Raw genomic sequence first — 17,640 nt, 5'->3', positions numbered from 1 at the left:
ACGACCAGTCGTGCTGGTTCGATCCCCCTCGCGGTCCAGGAGGCCGCTTATGTCCCCTAGAGCTCTTTTGATCGTGGTATTGGGCTTGTTGACAAGTGCCTGTGTGCCCTATGGAGGGGGAGGTTACTACCGCACCGAAGTCTATTCCGTGGACAGCTCGCCGAGAGGCGGCTACTACCCCTACAGCCAGCCCTATGGCAGCGGTTACTACGTGACGCCGGCGCCGCGCTACTACGAGGGGCCGCGCTACTTTTCTTCACCACGGTATTACGCGGTGCCGCCACCGCGCTACTACGGTCCGCCTGCGCCGCACTACCGGCCGGGTTTCAGGCCGGGACGCGGCCCCGACCCACGTTGGCGCGACGGGCCGGCGCGGCATTACGGCCAGGATTGGAACCGGGGTCGAGGCTCCGACCGCGGCCCGGGCCGTGGTGGTCGACACTAGCCAGCAACGGCGCCCTCAGGGGCGCCGTTTTCGTTTTCACCTGCCATTCAGTAATCGCAAAGGTCGGCCAGCGGATGACGGCCTTCCCAGGCCTTGCTGAAATGCGCCTCGACCACCGCCTGCGGTACATGGTCGACGTCGGGCCAGTGCCAGTGCGGCTGGTTGTCCTTGTCGATCAGGCGCGCACGCACGCCTTCGCTGAATTCGGGATGGCGGCAGCAGTTCAGGCTCAGGCTGTATTCCATCTGGAACACCTGGGCCAGCGACAAGTGGCGGGCACGGGCCAATTGCGCCCAGATCAAGTGCGCGGTCAGCGGGCAGCCCTTGGCGAGGTTGCCGGCAGCCTTGGCCAGCAAGGGGTCGTCGTGTCGTTGCCATTGCACCAGTGCATGCCAGGCGCCAGGCGCGTCGCTGACGTCCAGCTGGGCGTCGATGGCGGCCCTGCGCGGCAGCCATTGCGCTGCTGGGGCACTGTCGCGCGCATCGTGCTCGAGGGCCTTGAGCAAGCTGTTCAGCTGCATGGCTGTCTGCTCCTGCCAGTTCAGCTGCAGCAGGCCGTCGAGCAGGTCTTCGTATTGGTCGTCGCGCAGGCAGCGGTCGGCCAGGCCCAGGTCGAGGGCATCGCGGGCGTTGATCTGCGCGCCGGTCATGCCCAGGAACAGGCCGAGCTTGCCGGGCATGCGCGAGAGGAATCCGCTGGCACCCACGTCCGGGTACAGGCCGATGGTGATTTCGGGCATGGCCAGGCGGCTGCTCGGCGTGACGATGCGAATGCTCGACGCCTGCAGCAAGCCCATGCCACCGCCCAGTACGTAGCCGTGGCCCCAGCAGATCACTGGCTTGGGGTAGGTGTGCAGGCGGTAGTCGAAGCGGTATTCGGCGGCGAAGAATCGGGCGGCCAGCGGCGGCACTTCACCGGGGTGGGCGCGGCAGGCCTGGACCAGGCTGCGTACGTCGCCACCGGCGCAAAAGGCTTTTTCGCCTTCGCCGCGCAGCACCACACAGACCACCCGATCATCCTGCGCCCACTCATCGAATTTTCCCGCGAGCGCTTCGAGCATCGGCAAGGTCAGAGCATTGAGGGTTTTCTCCGCATTCAGGGAGGCGACGCCGATCCGCGCGCCATTGCCGGCGCTGAGTTCTTCGAAATTCAAATCCATCCTGACCTCGCATCAAAGGGGCGGCAGCAGCGCAGCGATGACCGCGAAGGGCCGGCGGAGGGTCGCAGTGCGCTGTCCAGTCTGGATTTGACTTTCTGTGTCCGCATTCCTACCGTCCGCCCACTGATTTCTGGTGCCTGGTGTTTTAGGGTGCCTGCTTCTTGTTGAGGAACATATGAGCACAGACGACCGCATCAAACTCGAGCCTAGCTGGAAAGCTGCACTGCGTGAGGAATTCGACAAGCCTTACATGGCCCAGTTGCGCGAATTCCTGCGCCAGGAGCATGCGCTGGGGAAAGAAATCTATCCGCCCGGGCCGATGATCTTCAACGCGCTCAACACCACGCCGTTGGACCAGGTGAAAGTCGTGATTCTCGGTCAGGATCCCTACCACGGTCCGGGCCAGGCGCATGGCTTGTGCTTCTCGGTGCAGCCGGGCATTCCTACGCCGCCTTCGCTGGTGAATATCTACAAGGAGCTCAAGCGCGACCTCAACATCGACATCCCCAAGCATGGCTATCTGCAGAGCTGGGCGGAGCAGGGTGTATTGCTGCTCAACACCACCATGACGGTGGAGAGGGCAAACGCCGCCGCCCATGCCAAGAAAGGCTGGCAGCCGTTCACCGACCGCATCATCGAAGTGGTCAGCGAGCAACAGTCCAGCGTGGTGTTCATGCTGTGGGGCGCGCATGCGCAGAGCAAGCAGAAGCTGATCGACAACAGCAAGCACCTGGTGCTGACCTCTGTGCATCCCTCGCCGTTGTCGGCGCACAAGGGCTTCATCGGCAACGGCCACTTCAGCCGCGCCAACAAGTTTCTCGAGCAGAACGGTCTGACCGCCATCGACTGGCGCCTGCCCTAAGGCACCGGTCGACGCTTCTGCCACTGGCGAAACAGCGGTTCAGCCAGAAACAGCACGAACAGCAGGCGCATTACCTGCATCGCTGTCACCAGCGGTACCGACAGCTGCAGCACCTCGGCGGTCAGGCTCATCTCGGCAATGCCACCGGGCATCATGCCCAGGGTCAGCGAGCGCAGGTCGAGGTTGGTCAGGGCACTCAGGGCCAGTGCGCAGCCGCCGGCAATGGCCATGGTCAGGGCGGTGCTGACCAGCGTACGCGCGAGAAACGATGGCGCGCGGCGGAAAAACGCGCGATTGAAGTGGCAGCCCAGGCCGCTGCCGATCAGCCACTGGCCGATCTGGCTGCCACCGTCCGGCAGGCCGATGTGCAGATCGAAGCTGACGCTCATGGCAGCGCTGACCAGCAAGGGGCCGAACAGCCAGGGGTTGGGCTGATCCAGTCGCTGCCAGATCCAGGCCGCCGCCCCGGCGAGGGGGAAGATCAACGCCAGCCAGGCCCAGTCGACGCCGCCTTCATGGCTGATGGGGGTGCCGTCGCCCATCAGGAATTTGAACAGCGCCGGCACGCACAGCACCACGGCCAGTACCCGCAGGCTTTGCCCTGCGGCGACGCGGCTGAGGTCGGCACCGTTGCGCGCGCCCAGGTTGACCATTTCGCCGGAACCGCCCGGCATGCTGGAAAAAAAAGCCGTGGCCCGGTCTTCACCGGTGCGCAGCATCAGCCACACGCCCACGGCACTGGAAACGCTGGTGATCAGCGCTCCGAAAAAAATCAGGCCGAAATGGCCGCCAACCTGCTCCATCACCAGGGGGGTGAAGTGCAGGCCGATGCCTATGCCGACGATCCACTGGCCCAGCTTGCGGCCATTGGGTATTTCCGCCAATTGCCAAGGTGTCAGGCAGCGCACCAGGATGATCGCCAGCAACGAGCCGATCATCCAGGGCAGCGGCCAGCCGATCAGGCTGGCGACATAGCCGCCAGCCAGACCTACGAACGGTGTACCCCACCAGTTGTGCAGGAACCGATCAAACATCGGCAGCGGCACGACGCATGGCAGCGCGCTTGCGCCAGATACGAACCACCGGCAGCAGCAGCATCAGAACGGTGAGTATCCAGACACCTGCGGTGATCGGGCTGCCCCAGAGAATCTGCAGCTCGCCGTTGGAAATCGACAGCGCGCGACGCAGGTTCTGCTCCATCAGGCCGCCCAGGATGAAGCCGAGCAGGACGGGCGACAGCGGGAAATCCAGCTTGCGCAGGATGTAGCCGAAGATGCCGATACCGATCATCAGGAACAGGTCGAAGGTGGTCGCGTGGACCGCGTAGACGCCGATGCCGGTGATGATGGCGATGACCGGTACCAGTGCCCAGTTCGGCACGGCGAGGATCTTGGTGAAGATGCGGATCATGGGGATGTTCAGGATCACCAGCATGATGTTGGCGACGAACAGCGAGGCGATCAGGCCCCAGACGATGTCCGGTTGCTGTTGGAACAGCAGCGGGCCTGGCGTGATGTTGTACAGAGACAGGGCGCCGATCATCACTGCAGTGGTGCCCGAACCCGGTACGCCGAGGGTCAGCATCGGCACCAGGGCGCCGCAGGCAGTGGCGCCGATGGCGGTTTCCGGCGCGGCCAGGCCACGCTTGTCACCTTGGCCGAACTTGCCGCTGGCACCCGCCAGGCGCTTCTCGGTGGTGTAGGCCACGGCGCTGGCCAGGGTGGCGCCGGCGCCGGGCAGTACGCCCATGATGAAGCCCAGCACGCCGCAGCGGATGTTCACCCAGAACACCGAAGCGGCTTCCTTGAGGTTGAACATCATGCGCCCGGTGGCCGTGACGGCCACGCTGCCGTGGTGAGTCTTTTCCAGCAGCAGGAGGATTTCACTGATCGAGAACAGGCCCAGCACCAGCACGACGAATTGAATACCGTCGGTCAGGTGGATGTTGTCGCCGGTGAACCGGTACACGCCGCTGTTGGCGTCGATGCCGACACTGGACAGAAACAGGCCGATCAGCGCCGCAATGAACGTCTTCAATGGCCTGTCACCGGCCATGCCGCCCAGGCAGACGATGGCGAACACCATCAACACGAAGTATTCCGCAGGGCCGAAGGCAATCGCCCATTTGGCCAGGATCGGGGCAAACATGACCATGCCGCAGGTGGCGATGAATGCACCGATGAACGAGCTCCACGCGGACAACGACAGCGCAACGCCGGCCAGGCCCTGGCGGGCCATCGGGTAGCCGTCCAGAGTGGTCATCACGGTCGATGCTTCGCCGGGAATGTTGAGCAGGATCGAGCTGATGCGACCGCCGTATTCGCAGCCCAGGTACACCGCCGCCAGCAGGATCAGTGCCGATTCCGGCGGCAGGCCCAGGGCGAAGGCGATCGGGATGAGCAGGGCGACACCGTTGATCGGTCCCAGGCCCGGCAGCAGGCCGACCACGGTGCCGATCAGGGTGCCCGACAGGGCGGTGATGAGGTTGTAAGGGGTCAGTGCAACGCCGAAGCCCTGACCCAGGTAGCCGAGAGTATCCATGTCAGTTCTCCAGAACGCTGAGCAGGCCCAGGGGCAGCGGCACGTCCATGACTTTGTCGAAGAGCACGTACAGGCCGATGCTCATCAAGGTGATGATGATCACGCTGGGCATTGCGCGGCCGCCATACAGCAGGGCCATCGGAATGCCGATCAGGATGCTGCTGAGAATGAAGCCCAAGGGTTCGAACGTCCCGGCGAACACCAGCAGCAGGCCGATGCACATGGCGATCTTCTTCAAGGTCGGACGGTCCAGCGGCGGTTCTTCCTCGCTGTGCACGATCGGAGTGGGACGAAACACCAGGTACAGCAAGGCCAGGCTCATCAGGCCCAGCATCAGCAACGGGTAGGCGCGCGGGCCTACCGGCTCATAGGAAAAGGGTGCCTGGTAGGGCCAGGCCATCAGTGCCAGACCGGCACAGACAAGCAGCAACAGCAGGGCGAAAAGCCGTTGAACGATCATGATCATGGTCATGTTCCTTCGTGAAGGAGGACGATGGTGGTGTCGGCAGGGAAGCCTTCGCGGGCAGAGATCCGCTCTCACGGTGGGCTTGTATATCCAGCCCTGAGGGAGCGGGTCTCTGCCCGCGAATGGCTCCCCGCGGACCCAGGCCGATTACTGAACCAGCCCGAATTCCTTGGCCAGGGTCTTGTACTCGGCGACCTGTTTCTTCACGTAGGTGTCCAATTCCTGCCCGGTCATGGCGAACGGGAACAGCTCGCGCTGGTCACGCAGCTTGGCGAATTCTTCGGATACCAGCAGCTTGTCGAACGCCGCTTTCCACCAGTCGTATTCGGCGTCGGTCACCTTCGGCCCCAGGTAGAAGCCGCGCACCACTGGCCAGACGATGTCGTAGCCCTGCTCCTTGGCAGTGGGGATGTCCTTCATTTCCGGCTCGTCCAGACGCTTGTCGGAGAACACCGCGAGCAGGCGCATGTCACCACTGAGGATGTGCGGCATGGAGTCGGAGATGTCGGTGCTGCCGACCTGGATGTGGCCACCGAGCAGGGCCGTGGCGATTTCACCGCCACCTTCCAGGGCAACGTAGCGCAGGTCGCGCGGGTTGATCCCGGCAGCCTTGGCGATCAGCGCGGTCTGCATCCAATCCTGGCTGCCGACGGTGCCGCCTGAGCCGATCACCACTTTGCTCGGGTCAGCCTTGAGCGCCTTGACCAGGTCATCCAGGGTCTTGTAGGGCGAGTTGCTCTTCACCGCGATGGCTCCATAGCTGGTGCCTACCGCGGCCAGCCAGCGTACGGCGCTTTCGTCGAAACGGCCGAACTTGCCCTGCGCCAGGTTGAGTAGCGAGCCGCTGGACCATGCCACCAGGGTGCCTGCGTCGGCTGGACGCTGGGCGACCACCGCGTTGTACGCTACCGCGCCGACACCGCCGGGCATGTAGGTGACGCGCATGGGTTTGGACAGCAGTTTCTCGTTGACCAGTGCGCTTTGGGCAAGTTTGCAGGTCAGGTCGAAGCCACCGCCAGGCGAGGCTGGGGCAATGCATTCAGGACGTTTGGGTTCTTCCTGGGCAAGCAGCGGGGCACTGATGAACAGGCAGCTGACAGCCAGGGCAAGCGGACGCATGGCGCGGATCATGGGTATTTCTCCATTGTTGTTCTTGTTATCGAAAACGTATCGTGACGTTTGCGTGGCAGGTCTCTACGGACTCGCCTTGCTGAAACCTTATGTTGCGAACCTTTCACCAAGCTTTCAGCGGCGGTCAATCTGCCAAGACTGCTTCACAGTCCGGCGCGGGCCTGTAAACTCGGGCACATAAAGCGGTTGATGAGCCTTTCGCAGCTGGCGCTGACAGCAGCGAATACCGTACTACGGCAACATCACCCCGACATAGAAAAGATTGGCCGTGAGGAATACCGATGCGTGTCCTGCTTGTAGAAGATCACCTGCAGTTGGCCGAAAGTGTCGCCCAGGCGCTGAAGGCCACCGGCTTGACCGTCGATGTGCTGCACGACGGGGTGGCGGCAGACCTGGCCCTGGCCAGCGAGGAATACGCCGCCGCGATACTCGATGTCGGCCTGCCCAGGCTTGATGGTTTCGAGGTGCTGGCGCGCCTGCGGGCGCGAGGCAAGAACCTGCCGGTGCTGATGCTCACGGCGCGCAGCGACGTCAAGGACCGCGTCCATGGCTTGAACCTGGGCGCCGACGACTATCTGGCCAAACCGTTCGAACTCACCGAGCTGGAAGCCCGGGTCAAGGCCCTGCTGCGGCGCACCGTGCTCGGTGGTGAGCGCCAGCAGCGCTGCGGTCCGCTGGCCTATGACCTGGATACGCGACGCTTCACCCTGGGCAAGGAACTGCTGACCCTGACCTCGCGCGAACAGGCGGTGCTCGAGGCGCTGATTGCCCGTCCGGGGCGGGTGATGAGCAAGGAGCAGTTGGCGGCCCAGGTATTCGGCCTGGACGAGGAAGCCAGCGCCGACGCCATCGAGATCTATGTGCACCGCCTGCGCAAGAAGCTCGACAAGCAACCGATCGCCATCGTCACCTTCCGCGGTCTGGGCTACCTGCTGGAAAGCCGCGATGCGTGAAGTCAGCAGCCTGCGTTGGCGGCTGCTGTGGAACCTCGCCATGCTGCTGGTCTTCCTCATGCTGGCCAGCGGCTTGAGTGCCTACTGGAATGGCCGCGAAGCGGCCGACACGGCTTATGACCGGACCCTGCTGGCTTCGGCGCGCACCATTGCTGCCGGGCTTTCCCAGCGCGACGGCACGCTCAGTGCCGACGTGCCCTACGTGGCCCTGGATACCTTCGCCTACGACAGCGCCGGGCGTATCTACTATCAGGTCAACGACATTGACCACAAGCTGATCTCCGGCTACGAAAATCTGCCGGCGCCGCCGCGCGGCACTCCGCGTACGGACGATTACCCGGCCCTGGCCACGTTCTACAGCGGCCGTTATCTGGGGCAGAACGTACGCGTGGTGAGCCTGCTCAAGGCGGTCAGCGAACCGAACATGATCGGCATGGCAGAGATTCGCGTGGCCGAGACCGAAGAGGCGCGGGTGTCGATGGCACGCAGCCTGATGGCCGACACCTTGTTGCGCCTGGGCATGCTCGGCGGCGGCGCCTTGTTGCTGGTGTGGGTCACGGTCAGCGCTGCCCTGCGGCCACTGGAGCGCCTGCGCGACGAAGTCGAAGACCGTCAGCCCGACGACCTGCGCCCCCTGCCGCTGGTCGAGGTCCAGCGCGAACTGTGGCCGCTGGTGCAGGCCCTCAACCATTTCACCGAACGCCTGCGTGTCCAGTTCGAGCGGCAGGCGCAGTTCATTGCCGATGCTGCCCACGAGCTGCGCACGCCGCTGGCAGCGCTCAAGGCGAGGGTGGAGTTGGGCCTGCGCGCCGAACAGCCGGAAGTCTGGCGCAGCACCCTGCAGCAGGCGGTGGAAGGCACCGACAAACTTACCCACCTGGCCAATCAGTTACTGTCGCTGGCCCGCGTCGAGAACGGCGCACGGGCCATTGCCGAAGGCGGCGCCCAGCGCCTGGACCTGAGCCAGCTGGCCCGCGAACTGGGCATGGCCATGGCCCCTCTGGCCCACGGCCGGGGCGTGGCGCTGGCGCTGGAGGCCGACGAGCCCATCTGGTTGCGCGGTGAGCCGACGTTGCTCAACGAACTGCTCAGCAACCTGGTGGACAACGCCTTGGCACATACTCCGGCCGGCGGCAACGTCATTCTGCGCGTGCTGGCCCCTGGCATCCTCGAAGTCGAGGACGACGGGCCAGGCATTCCGGCGGACGAACGCGATCGAGTCTTCGAGCGCTTCTACCGGCGCAATGCGCAGAGCAGCGGAACCGGGTTGGGGCTGGCCATCGTCGGTGAAATCTGCCGCGCGCACATGGCGCGCATCAGCCTGCACGATGGCGCCAGGGGCGGCTTGAAAGTGCGCGTCGACTTCGCGCTCTAGTTCAGCAGCGACTGTGCCTGCAGCAGATCGCTGGCCAGCAGCACCGGGCTTTGCTTGATTTCCAGGCGTTGATACGCCGGATGCTCGACCAGGGTCGGCAGGCCCGTATTGTGCGGCAGGCGCAACAGCGTGACGATCATCACCAGATCGCCATAATCGGTTTCCGTGTTGTGCCGGTTCAGGTCCAGGAACTGGCCTGGCACCTGCGCGAGCATGGCCGGAAAGTCCCACTTGTGCAGGATGTGGTCGCCTATCCGCGGATGGATATGCTCGATCACATGGGTGAGGCTCACCGGGTCGGCCAGCAGTTCGTTGTGCTCCTGGGCGTAGGTCAGGATCGGCAATACGCCGATCTGGTGCACCAGGCCGGCAAGAGCGGCGCGGTCGGGCTTGAGCGTGGTGAATCGCCGCGCCAGCTCGGTGCACATGCCGGCCACCTCCAGGCTGGTCCGCCAGGCCTCGCGCATGCGGCTCTGCACAGCAGGCGCGCGGGCGTGGAAGATCTGTTCGATGACCAGGCCGATGGCCAGGTTGCTGCTGTAATTGACGCCCAGCCGATTGATCGCCGTACGCACGTCGGTGACCTCGAAACTGGCGCGCAGCAGTGGGCTGTTGACCACCTTGAGCAGACGCGCCGACAGCGCTGCGTCCTGAGCGATGACTTGACTCAGACGATTGACGCTGACGTTGTCGTCCTCGGCCGCTTCACGAATTTTCAGGGCGACTTCCGGCATGGTCGGCAAGACCAGCTCGTCACGGTCGATGGCGGCCAGCAAATCCCTTTGTACTGTATCGGCCAGCTGGTTCATTCGACGCCTCGGCATAGCGGGAGAGGGGTACGCAGGCCCTGCTACGGGCCGTGTCAGCGCTGTATTTCACGGTCTCGATCAAGTGTATAGGGCAAGGTGAGAAGTGCCAGCGCAGGACCTTCGAGACTGCCCAGATGAATGCGACCATCCTCCACAGCGTTGTCCTGCAGTACGGCAAGAGCCTCGTAGCCCTCGGCCGTCGGTGCGGCCAGGGCAATCTCGCCGATGGCGCTGCCATGCACCGGCGAGAACAGCGCGGTACCCGGTTCCGGACGGGTCGGGCCGGTCAACTGGACGTGGTAGAGGCGTCGCTTGAGTTTGCCCAGGTACTGCATGCGTGCCACGATTTCCTGGCCGGTGTAGCAACCTTTCTTGAAACTCACGCCGCCCACGGCCTGCAGGTTCAGCATCTGCGGGATGAACAGTTCGCGAGTCGGCTCCAGCACCTGGCCGATGCCGGCGCGGATCTGCCCCAGCAGCCAGTCGTCGAGCGAGCCCTGGGCCAGCTGTTCGGCCAGCCGGGCGGCAAGGTTCTCGGCCTGCTCGGCAGGCGCCCACAGCTCGGCCCGCGCCGGCGAGACGCGCACTGCGATCAGCGCGCCGTGACGTACCACCGCATCGGTGTCCAGGGGCAGGTCCAGGCCCAGCGCGTTCAGCGCGCCATCGCCATGCTGCACGCCGAAGCGCACCCAGGCGTCGCTCTCGTCGGTGAGCTTGGACTTGGAGAACACCGCGTACTTCTTCAGGTCCGCCAATTGTGCTTCGAGCAGGCCGCGGGCCATGGCCAGAACACAGCCATCGCCCTGCAAAAGAATGCGAAAGCTGGACTGCATGCGGCCTTTCTGCGTGCAGCGCGCGCCGAGACTTGCCGTGTGCTCGTCCAGGTAGTTGAGGTTGCAGGTGAGCTGGCCCTGCAGGAACTTGCCGGCGTCCGAGCCGCGAACGGCGAGGACGCCCTCGTGGGTCAGGGTGCAGAACATAGCGCTATCGGACATGGGTCATCGCTGAGTTGAAGGGACTGGACATCATCATAGAGCCCCGCGCCGGGGGAATGCTATCCCCGCCGCCCTGACACCCCACCGACGCCTCTGTATACTGCGCGCCTATTCAAGGAGCCCCCCATGGTCGAAAACGTTGAACTCAACCGGCTTTACTGGCACAGCCGCCGCGGCATGCTGGAGCTGGACGTGTTGCTGGTGCCTTTCGTCAAGGAAGTCTATCCCCACTTGAATCAGGTGGATCGCGACGTCTACGTGCGCCTGCTCGAATGCGAAGATCAGGACATGTTCGGCTGGTTCATGGAGCGCAACGAGTCTGATGACCCCGAGTTGCAACGCATGGTTCGGATGATCCTGGATCGTGTCCAGCCCAAGTAACCGCTTCGAATGCCGTTGGCAGCCCTCGCGGCGGCTGCTGGCCGTCTACGTGCTGGCGCAAGCCTCGGCGTGGCTGGCAAACCTGCTGATGGATGCACCCATCCTCGTGCACCTGGCGGCCGCTGCGCTGTGCATCGTGCATGCGCTTCACGTATTGCCGCGGCACGTGTTGCTCGACAGCCCCCACGCCGTGACCGGCCTGCGCCGCGACCGCAGTGGCTGGGCAGTATGGACCGAGGCGGATGGCTGGCAAGCGGTGCAGCTGCGCCCCGACAGCATGGCGCTGCCCCAGGTGGTGGTGCTGCGCTTCCGTCTGGCCGGTCAGCGACGGGTGCGCAGCGCCTGTGTCATGCCTGACTGCCTGGATGCAGACACCCATCGGCGCCTGCGGCTGCGCCTCAAGTTCAGTCGGCGTAGGTGGGCGGTTCCAGGATAGTATCCTTCGCCTCTGGCAGCAGGTCTGGATAGTCGAGCGTGTAGTGCAGGCCTCGGCTTTCCTTGCGCTGCATGGCTGAAGCGATCATCAGCTCGGCCACCTGCGCCAGGTTGCGCAGTTCGATCAGGTCTCTGCTCACTTTATAGTTGCTGTAGAACTCGTCGATCTCGTCGAGCAGCAGGCGCACTCGGTGCTGTGCGCGCTGCAGGCGCTTGGTGGTGCGCACGATGCCCACGTAGTCCCACATGAAGCGCCGCAGTTCGTCCCAGTTGTGGGCAATGATCACGTCTTCGTCCGAATCGGTCACCTGGCTGGCATCCCACTGCAGCAACGCTCCGGGCATTGCGACATCGGCCAGGCATGAAACGATGTGCTCGGCGGCGGAGCGCGCGTAGACGATGCACTCGAGCAGTGAATTGCTGGCCATGCGGTTGGCGCCGTGCAGGCCAGTGCAACTGGTTTCGCCAATGGCATACAGGCAGGGGACGTCGGTGCGGCCGTGCTGGTCCACCTGCACGCCGCCACAGGTGTAGTGGGCGGCTGGCACCACGGGGATCGGCTGGCGGGTGATGTCGATGCCGAACGTCAGGCAACGTTGGTACACCGTGGGAAAATGGCTGCGGATGAAGTCCGCCGGTTTGTGGCTGATGTCCAGGTATACACACTCGGCGCCCAGCCGCTTCATTTCGTGGTCGATGGCGCGTGCCACGATATCGCGCGGGGCAAGCTCGGCGCGCGGGTCGAAGCGGGGCATGAAGCGCTCGCCGTTGGCCAGCTTGAGCAGGGCGCCCTCGCCACGCAACGCTTCGGTGATCAGAAAGCTTTTGGCCTGGGGGTGATACAGGCAGGTCGGGTGGAACTGGTTGAATTCCAGATTGGCAACCCGGCAGCCCGCGCGCCAGGCCATGGCAATGCCATCGCCGCAGGCACCGTCGGGGTTGCTGGTGTACAGGTAGACCTTCGCGGCGCCACCAGTGGCGAGCACGGTGAAGCGCGCTGCGTGAGTGTTCACCGCACCGCTGCGATGATCCAGTACATAGGCGCCGAGGCAGCGATCCTCGGCGCGGCCCAGGCGCCGTTCGGTAATCAGGTCGATGGCAGCGCACTGTTCCATGAGTTCGATGTTGGGCCGCAGGCGCGCCGCTGCCAGCAGCGTGTCGAACATCGCCGCGCCGGTGGCATCCGCCGCATGAATGATGCGGCGCTGGCTGTGGCCGCCTTCACGGGTCAGGTGAAAGGGGAAGCCGGTGTGCTCAGGGTCCGTTGCCTGCTCACGGGTAAAGGGCACGCCCAGCTCCACGAGCCATTGAATCGCTGCGCGGCTGTGCTCCACCGTGAAGCGCACGGCCTCTTCATCGCACAGGCCAGCACCGGCCTGAAGGGTGTCCTGAACGTGGGCCTCGACGGTATCGGTGTCGGCCAGGACGGCAGCAACGCCCCCCTGGGCCCAAGGTGTCGAGCCATCGCCAAGCCCGCCCTTGCTGATGACCGCAATGCGCAGCGTGTCGGGCAACGCCAGTGCAAGGCTCAAGCCTGCGGCTCCGCTACCGATCACCAGAACATCGTGTTGCAGTTGCTTGCCCATTCGAAGGTCGTCCGCAGGTCGAAATTGAAGTTGCGTGAAGCGCTATCCAGCGTGCCGTTCGTGCCTGTTGTGCACGTCCCGCTGGTATATCCAAGGGGGTAGCGGCACAATAGCGGCACCTTCGACGCACGCAACCCAGCATTTTCCGCTGGTACGGCGCGGCATTTATAGCAGCCGCACCGACGCCTGCGCTATGTGAACAGGCACTCGACCTGGGTTGCGCGAGCTGAATCACTTCAGTCGCAGCAACGGCTGTAGGACCGAATAAACCGTGCGTGTAGGCCTAGACCTTCGTTTTTGTGGGAACTTTCCAAGAAACCCCGCAATCAATAGAAGGTTGCCTATAGGAAGGAAACAGTGTCGATCAATGGATGCACCAGCAATGCCTGGATGCGGCGATCGGCGGAAAGATTATCGGCGCAGCCCGGCATGTTCGAGCTGCGCTTTCCGTGCAGGCTTGATCCGGGCCTGCGGGAAACTTGCCTGGAGGGGAGAACTTTTGCGAATAGCCCGAGTCTATGGTTGCAAGCCTGAACGATGGCCTGAGCAGCGCTCCTTCCGGACCCATGAGGAGTGTTCATGCTAACCCAGGAAGAGGATCAGCAGCTGGTCGAGCGTGTACAACGCGGTGATCGGCGAGCGTTTGATCTGTTGGTGCTGAAGTATCAGCACAAGATTCTCGGGTTGATCGTGCGGTTCGTGCACGACACCCATGAAGCCCAGGACGTGGCGCAGGAAGCTTTCATCAAGGCTTACCGCGCGTTGGGCAACTTTCGCGGAGACAGCGCGTTCTACACGTGGCTGTACCGCATCGCCATCAACACGGCGAAAAACTATCTGGTGTCCCGCGGACGCAGGCCACCGGACAGCGACGTAAGTTCCGAGGACGCGGAGTTCTATGACGGCGATCATGGCCTCAAGGATCTCGAGTCACCGGAACGTTCATTGCTGCGCGATGAGATCGAAGGCACCGTCCATCGAACCATTCAGCAGTTGCCCGAAGACCTGCGCACGGCGTTGACCCTGCGCGAGTTCGACGGTTTGAGTTACGAAGACATTGCCAGTGTCATGCAGTGTCCGGTGGGGACCGTGCGGTCGCGGATTTTTCGTGCCCGGGAAGCCATCGACAAAGCCCTGCAGCCGTTGTTGCAGGAATCCTGAGACAGCGGCGATAGCCAAGAGAGGAACGCCATGAGTCGTGAAGCCCTGCAGGAATCGCTGTCCGCAGTGATGGATAACGAAGCGGACGAATTGGAACTGCGTCGGGTACTGACCGCGTTGGACGATGCTGAAACCCGTGCCACCTGGGCGCGTTTTCAGGTTGCCCGCGCTGTCATGCACAAGGACCTTCTGGATCCGCGCCTGGATCTGTCGGCTGCAGTATCAGCAGCCATTGCCGAAGACGTTGCGCCTGCAGCAGCTGCTCGCGGTCCATGGCGCAGCCTGGGTCGTCTGGCCGTCGCCGCTTCGGTGACGGTCGCTGTGCTGGCAGGTGTACGCCTGTACAACCAGGACGACATCACCGGCGCTGAACTGGCGCAACAGCAGCCCGCCCAGCAAGCACCGTCGACGCCGATGGTACAAGGTCCGGCCGTTCTGGCAGGCTACACGCCTGACAGTTCCGACACACCAGGGCCCATGGCCAACGGCGTGTTGAAGGGTGAGGAAGGTCTGAACGACCAGCGTCTGCCGGGCTACCTGCGCCAGCATTCGCAAGAAGCGGCCGCCAAGGGTTCCGACAGTGCGCTGCCCTATGCCCGCTCCGCGAGCATGGAAAACCGCTAATCCCGACCATGCGTGCGGCTCTATTCCTGCCATTTCTCCTTGGCTTGGCCGCACCGGTCACTGCGGCTCCCGATGCAGCGCAGTGGCTCGAGAACATGACGCGCGCAGAGCGCACGCAGAATTTCGAAGGCACGTTCGTCTACGAGCGTGACGGCGATTTCTCCACCTATCAGGTTTGGCACCGTGCCGGCAACGGCGGGGTGCACGAGCGTGTACTCAAGCTTGACGGTATCGCTTCCGAACGCGTTCAGGTCGCTGGTCGTACGTCCTGTGCGACGGGCAACCCAATGCTCGGCGTGGTGCAGGGGCCTGGCGGCTACGATGGCCTGGTCGATCCGCTCAAACTGATGTCTTGGTACGAACTGCGTGTTGCGGGAGCTTCTAGGGTCGCTGGGCGCGATGCGGTGGTGGTGACTCTGGTTCCCAAAGATCGCGACCGCTATGCCTTCGAAATGCATCTGGACACACGCACCGGCCTGTTGCTCAAGTCTCTGCTGATCGATGCACAGGGGCGACTGCTCGAACGTTTGCAGTACACGCGTCTGGCACCGGGAGCACCTGCGTCGGCCGACTTGATAGCGACACCAAATTGTAAGCCTGTATTGCATACCGTCGCCGGGCCCGCACCACGCGAGGTGTCCGCTTGGCGCTCCAAATGGATACCGGCCGGCTTCGAGCTGGCCCAGACAGGCTTGCGCAAATCCTCTGCCAGCAATGCCAGTGTGACCAGCCTGCTGTATGCCGATGGCCTTGCCCATTTTTCTGTATTTCTCGAACCGCTCAATGGCGCTTCGGCGCGTGATACCCGCGTCCAGCTTGGCCCGACGGCGGCCGTGTCGCGGCGACTGAAGACTACGGACGGTGAAATGATGATCACGGTGGTGGGTGAAATTCCGCTGGGCACCGCAGAGCGAATAGCCCTGTCGATGCAACGGCAGGATGTTCAGGCTCGGCGTTGAACTGTGCGCGCCCCAGGCGCCGTCCATGCTTCGCGGCAGCCCTTCATGCTGGTTTAATCATCGCGACGTAACGTGAAAGCTGTTTCATGCAGGTTGCAAACCGCCGGTTTTTTTCTTATAGGTCTGTGCTTCGGGGGTGAGTCATTTCTGCAGTCACAGGCTCGCTGCCGTGCGCCACAGCAAAACGCGGGATTGCCAGAGGGCTGAATCCTGGTTTTGTCGGCCGCACAACCCTATTGCTCAACCATGCTCGTTACGAACGGGAGCCGTATGTCGATAACACGTTTCAACCCCTTTCTTTCACTGTTCGCGGCAGTGCTGATGCTGGGCAATGTTGCCAGCGTCCAGGCTGAAGCGTTGCCCGATTTCACCACGCTGGTCGAACAGGCCTCGCCTGCTGTGGTGAACATCAGTACCACGCAGAAGCTGCCGGATCGCGGTGTGGCTGCCAGCCAGATGCCGGATCTGGAAGGCTTGCCGCCGATGTTCCGCGAGTTCTTCGAGCGCAACATGCCGCGCGGTGGGCCGCGGTCGCCGCAACGCGGAGATCGTCAGCGCGAAGCGCAGTCACTGGGCTCGGGCTTCATCGTGTCGGCCGATGGCTATGTGCTCACCAACAACCACGTGATTGCCGACGCCGACGAAATCATCGTGCGTTTGTCTGATCGCAGTGAACTGAAGGCCAAGCTGGTCGGCACCGATCCGCGAACCGACGTGGCGCTGTTGAAAATCGACGGCAAGAACCTGCCTACGGTGAAGCTGGGCGATTCGGCCAAGTTGAAAGTGGGCGAGTGGGTATTGGCCATCGGTTCGCCGTTCGGCTTCGACCATTCCGTTACCAAAGGCATCGTCAGCGCCAAGGGCCGTACGCTGCCCAATGACGCCTACGTTCCGTTCATTCAAACGGACGTGGCCATCAACCCAGGCAACTCGGGCGGCCCGCTGTTCAACATGAACGGTGAAGTGGTGGGTATCAACTCGCAGATCTTCACCCGTTCCGGTGGCTTCATGGGCTTGTCCTTCGCGATCCCGATCGACGTCGCCCTGGATGTTTCGGACCAGCTCAAGAAGGACGGCAAGGTCAGCCGCGGCTGGCTGGGTGTGGTCATTCAAGAGGTCAACAAGGACCTGGCCGAGTCGTTCGGCCTGGACAAGCCGGCCGGCGCACTGGTTGCACAGGTGCTCGAAGAAGGCCCGGCAGCCAAGGGCGGCCTGCAGGTGGGTGATGTGATCCTGAGCATGAATGGCCAGCCGATCGATATGTCGGCCGACCTGCCGCACCTGGTCGGGGGCCTCAAGGCCGGTGCCAAGGCCAGCCTGGAAGTGATCCGGGAAGGCAAGCGCCGTACGGTCGACGTGACCGTCGGTGCGATGCCGGATGACGATCAGGACCTGGATGCAGGTGCCAAGGCCCAGACCGAGCGCAGCAGCAATCGCTTGGGCGTGTCGGTGGCAGAGCTGACCACCGAGCAGAAGAAGGCTCTGGAGCTCAAGGGCGGTGTGGTCATCAAGGAAGTGCAGGACGGTCCGGCGGCGCTGATCGGCCTGCAGCCCGGCGACGTCATCACGCACCTGAACAACCAGGCCATCGAGTCGTCGAAGCAGTTCGCCGATATCGCCAAGGGCCTGCCGAAGAATCGTTCTGTGTCCATGCGCGTGCTGCGTCAGGGCAGGGCGAGCTTCATCACCTTCAAGCTGGCTGAGTAATCAGGTTGGGTGTGTGAACGAAAGGCGACCTTCGGGTCGCCTTTTTTGTG

General features: G+C 63.4%; 18 protein-coding genes. 10 read left to right on the top strand and 8 right to left on the bottom strand.

Features of this window, described 5'->3' with window-relative positions; all coding sequences use genetic code 11:
- Positions 1-49 precede the first annotated feature (49 nt).
- Positions 50-445: a hypothetical protein gene (locus tag IFT98_RS16305; protein WP_192050790.1), complete on the top strand. Its 396-nt coding sequence runs from the start codon at positions 50-52 to the stop codon at positions 443-445.
- Between the two features lie 47 nt (positions 446-492).
- On the opposite strand, the gene IFT98_RS16300 is transcribed toward IFT98_RS16305, so the two are convergent.
- Entirely contained in the window at positions 493-1,605 is a 1,113-nt protein-coding gene (locus tag IFT98_RS16300) for an enoyl-CoA hydratase/isomerase family protein (protein ID WP_122713342.1), read from the bottom strand.
- A 175-nt stretch (positions 1,606-1,780) separates the two neighbouring features.
- Here IFT98_RS16300 and ung point away from each other — a divergent pair, with 175 nt between their 5' ends.
- Positions 1,781-2,467 (top strand): uracil-DNA glycosylase, encoded by a 687-nt coding sequence (gene ung, locus IFT98_RS16295; protein ID WP_122797200.1) that lies wholly within the window; start codon positions 1,781-1,783, stop codon positions 2,465-2,467.
- Here ung and IFT98_RS16290 read toward each other — a convergent pair.
- The 4 genes from IFT98_RS16290 to IFT98_RS16275 all read right to left on the bottom strand — a co-directional run bounded on the left by IFT98_RS16290 (position 2,464) and on the right by IFT98_RS16275 (position 6,605).
- Positions 2,464-3,501 (bottom strand): AbrB family transcriptional regulator, encoded by a 1,038-nt coding sequence (locus IFT98_RS16290; protein ID WP_192050792.1) that lies wholly within the window; start codon positions 3,499-3,501, stop codon positions 2,464-2,466. The genes ung and IFT98_RS16290 overlap by 4 nt on opposite strands.
- Positions 3,494-5,008, bottom strand: a complete 1,515-nt coding sequence (locus IFT98_RS16285; RefSeq protein ID WP_185793979.1) for a tripartite tricarboxylate transporter permease — start codon at positions 5,006-5,008, stop codon at positions 3,494-3,496. The genes IFT98_RS16290 and IFT98_RS16285 overlap by 8 nt, the downstream gene beginning before the upstream one ends.
- Position 5,009: 1 nt before the next feature.
- Positions 5,010-5,468: a tripartite tricarboxylate transporter TctB family protein gene (locus IFT98_RS16280; RefSeq protein ID WP_192050843.1), complete on the bottom strand. Its 459-nt coding sequence runs from the start codon at positions 5,466-5,468 to the stop codon at positions 5,010-5,012.
- A 153-nt stretch (positions 5,469-5,621) separates the two neighbouring features.
- A complete protein-coding gene (locus IFT98_RS16275; protein WP_197976744.1) occupies positions 5,622-6,605 on the bottom strand; it encodes a Bug family tripartite tricarboxylate transporter substrate binding protein in 984 nt (327 codons plus the stop codon).
- 281 nt (positions 6,606-6,886) lie between these two features.
- On the opposite strand from IFT98_RS16275, the gene IFT98_RS16270 reads away from it, so the two are divergent.
- Positions 6,887-7,558, top strand: coding sequence for a response regulator (locus tag IFT98_RS16270; protein ID WP_049860714.1), 672 nt, complete (start codon positions 6,887-6,889; stop codon positions 7,556-7,558).
- A complete protein-coding gene (locus tag IFT98_RS16265) occupies positions 7,551-8,933 on the top strand; it encodes a sensor histidine kinase (RefSeq protein ID WP_192050794.1) in 1,383 nt (460 codons plus the stop codon). The genes IFT98_RS16270 and IFT98_RS16265 overlap by 8 nt, the downstream gene beginning before the upstream one ends.
- On the opposite strand, the gene IFT98_RS16260 is transcribed toward IFT98_RS16265, so the two are convergent.
- Together IFT98_RS16260 and ygfZ are read right to left on the bottom strand one after the other, a co-directional pair.
- A complete protein-coding gene (locus tag IFT98_RS16260; RefSeq protein WP_122797203.1) occupies positions 8,930-9,742 on the bottom strand; it encodes an HDOD domain-containing protein in 813 nt (270 codons plus the stop codon). The two genes, IFT98_RS16265 and IFT98_RS16260, sit on opposite strands and share 4 nt — an antisense overlap.
- Positions 9,743-9,795: 53 nt before the next feature.
- The gene (gene ygfZ / locus IFT98_RS16255; protein WP_185793977.1) at positions 9,796-10,737 is read right to left on the bottom strand and encodes a CAF17-like 4Fe-4S cluster assembly/insertion protein YgfZ; all 942 of its coding nucleotides are present in this window, start codon (positions 10,735-10,737) and stop codon (positions 9,796-9,798) included.
- 126 nt (positions 10,738-10,863) lie between these two features.
- On the opposite strand from ygfZ, the gene IFT98_RS16250 reads away from it, so the two are divergent.
- Positions 10,864-11,118: an FAD assembly factor SdhE gene (locus IFT98_RS16250; RefSeq protein ID WP_122479368.1), complete on the top strand. Its 255-nt coding sequence runs from the start codon at positions 10,864-10,866 to the stop codon at positions 11,116-11,118.
- Positions 11,102-11,554, top strand: coding sequence for a protein YgfX (locus IFT98_RS16245; protein ID WP_192050795.1), 453 nt, complete (start codon positions 11,102-11,104; stop codon positions 11,552-11,554). Before IFT98_RS16250 ends, IFT98_RS16245 begins: the two co-directional genes overlap by 17 nt.
- Here the strand turns inward: IFT98_RS16245 and nadB are convergent.
- Positions 11,523-13,139 (bottom strand): L-aspartate oxidase, encoded by a 1,617-nt coding sequence (gene nadB / locus IFT98_RS16240; protein ID WP_192050797.1) that lies wholly within the window; start codon positions 13,137-13,139, stop codon positions 11,523-11,525. The two genes, IFT98_RS16245 and nadB, sit on opposite strands and share 32 nt — an antisense overlap.
- Positions 13,140-13,718: 579 nt before the next feature.
- Here nadB and rpoE point away from each other — a divergent pair.
- From rpoE to IFT98_RS16220, 4 genes are all read left to right on the top strand, one after another.
- Positions 13,719-14,300 (top strand): RNA polymerase sigma factor RpoE, encoded by a 582-nt coding sequence (gene rpoE, locus IFT98_RS16235; RefSeq protein ID WP_011535354.1) that lies wholly within the window; start codon positions 13,719-13,721, stop codon positions 14,298-14,300.
- Between the two features lie 30 nt (positions 14,301-14,330).
- Positions 14,331-14,924 carry a sigma-E factor negative regulatory protein gene (locus IFT98_RS16230; RefSeq protein WP_192050799.1) on the top strand — a complete coding sequence of 198 codons (594 nt, stop codon included), beginning with the start codon at positions 14,331-14,333 and terminating at the stop codon, positions 14,922-14,924.
- Positions 14,925-14,932: 8 nt separating this feature from the next.
- On the top strand, positions 14,933-15,883 hold the full coding sequence (locus tag IFT98_RS16225) for a MucB/RseB C-terminal domain-containing protein (protein WP_192050800.1): 951 nt from the start codon (positions 14,933-14,935) through the stop codon (positions 15,881-15,883).
- Between the two features lie 321 nt (positions 15,884-16,204).
- On the top strand, positions 16,205-17,590 hold the full coding sequence (locus IFT98_RS16220; RefSeq protein WP_244651019.1) for a DegQ family serine endoprotease: 1,386 nt from the start codon (positions 16,205-16,207) through the stop codon (positions 17,588-17,590).
- Positions 17,591-17,640: the final 50 nt, after the last annotated feature.

This window comes from Pseudomonas sp. CFBP 8770 (genome assembly GCF_014841705.1).
Classification (GTDB): domain Bacteria; phylum Pseudomonadota; class Gammaproteobacteria; order Pseudomonadales; family Pseudomonadaceae; genus Aquipseudomonas.
Note: the sequence above shows the minus strand (reverse complement) of the source record. Positions and strands in the feature narration are given on the sequence as shown.

Coding starts and splice junctions, on each gene's coding strand:
- IFT98_RS16305 (WP_192050790.1), top strand. CDS start 50: ATGTCCCCTAGAGCTCTTTTGATCGTGGTATTGGGCTTGTTGACAAGT.
- IFT98_RS16300 (WP_122713342.1), bottom strand. CDS start 1,605: ATGGATTTGAATTTCGAAGAACTCAGCGCCGGCAATGGCGCGCGGATC.
- ung (WP_122797200.1), top strand. CDS start 1,781: ATGAGCACAGACGACCGCATCAAACTCGAGCCTAGCTGGAAAGCTGCA.
- IFT98_RS16290 (WP_192050792.1), bottom strand. CDS start 3,501: ATGTTTGATCGGTTCCTGCACAACTGGTGGGGTACACCGTTCGTAGGT.
- IFT98_RS16285 (WP_185793979.1), bottom strand. CDS start 5,008: ATGGATACTCTCGGCTACCTGGGTCAGGGCTTCGGCGTTGCACTGACC.
- IFT98_RS16280 (WP_192050843.1), bottom strand. CDS start 5,468: ATGATCGTTCAACGGCTTTTCGCCCTGCTGTTGCTGCTTGTCTGTGCC.
- IFT98_RS16275 (WP_197976744.1), bottom strand. CDS start 6,605: ATGATCCGCGCCATGCGTCCGCTTGCCCTGGCTGTCAGCTGCCTGTTC.
- IFT98_RS16270 (WP_049860714.1), top strand. CDS start 6,887: ATGCGTGTCCTGCTTGTAGAAGATCACCTGCAGTTGGCCGAAAGTGTC.
- IFT98_RS16265 (WP_192050794.1), top strand. CDS start 7,551: ATGCGTGAAGTCAGCAGCCTGCGTTGGCGGCTGCTGTGGAACCTCGCC.
- IFT98_RS16260 (WP_122797203.1), bottom strand. CDS start 9,742: ATGAACCAGCTGGCCGATACAGTACAAAGGGATTTGCTGGCCGCCATC.
- ygfZ (WP_185793977.1), bottom strand. CDS start 10,737: ATGTCCGATAGCGCTATGTTCTGCACCCTGACCCACGAGGGCGTCCTC.
- IFT98_RS16250 (WP_122479368.1), top strand. CDS start 10,864: ATGGTCGAAAACGTTGAACTCAACCGGCTTTACTGGCACAGCCGCCGC.
- nadB (WP_192050797.1), bottom strand. CDS start 13,139: ATGGGCAAGCAACTGCAACACGATGTTCTGGTGATCGGTAGCGGAGCC.
- rpoE (WP_011535354.1), top strand. CDS start 13,719: ATGCTAACCCAGGAAGAGGATCAGCAGCTGGTCGAGCGTGTACAACGC.
- IFT98_RS16230 (WP_192050799.1), top strand. CDS start 14,331: ATGAGTCGTGAAGCCCTGCAGGAATCGCTGTCCGCAGTGATGGATAAC.
- IFT98_RS16225 (WP_192050800.1), top strand. CDS start 14,933: ATGCGTGCGGCTCTATTCCTGCCATTTCTCCTTGGCTTGGCCGCACCG.
- IFT98_RS16220 (WP_244651019.1), top strand. CDS start 16,205: ATGCTGGGCAATGTTGCCAGCGTCCAGGCTGAAGCGTTGCCCGATTTC.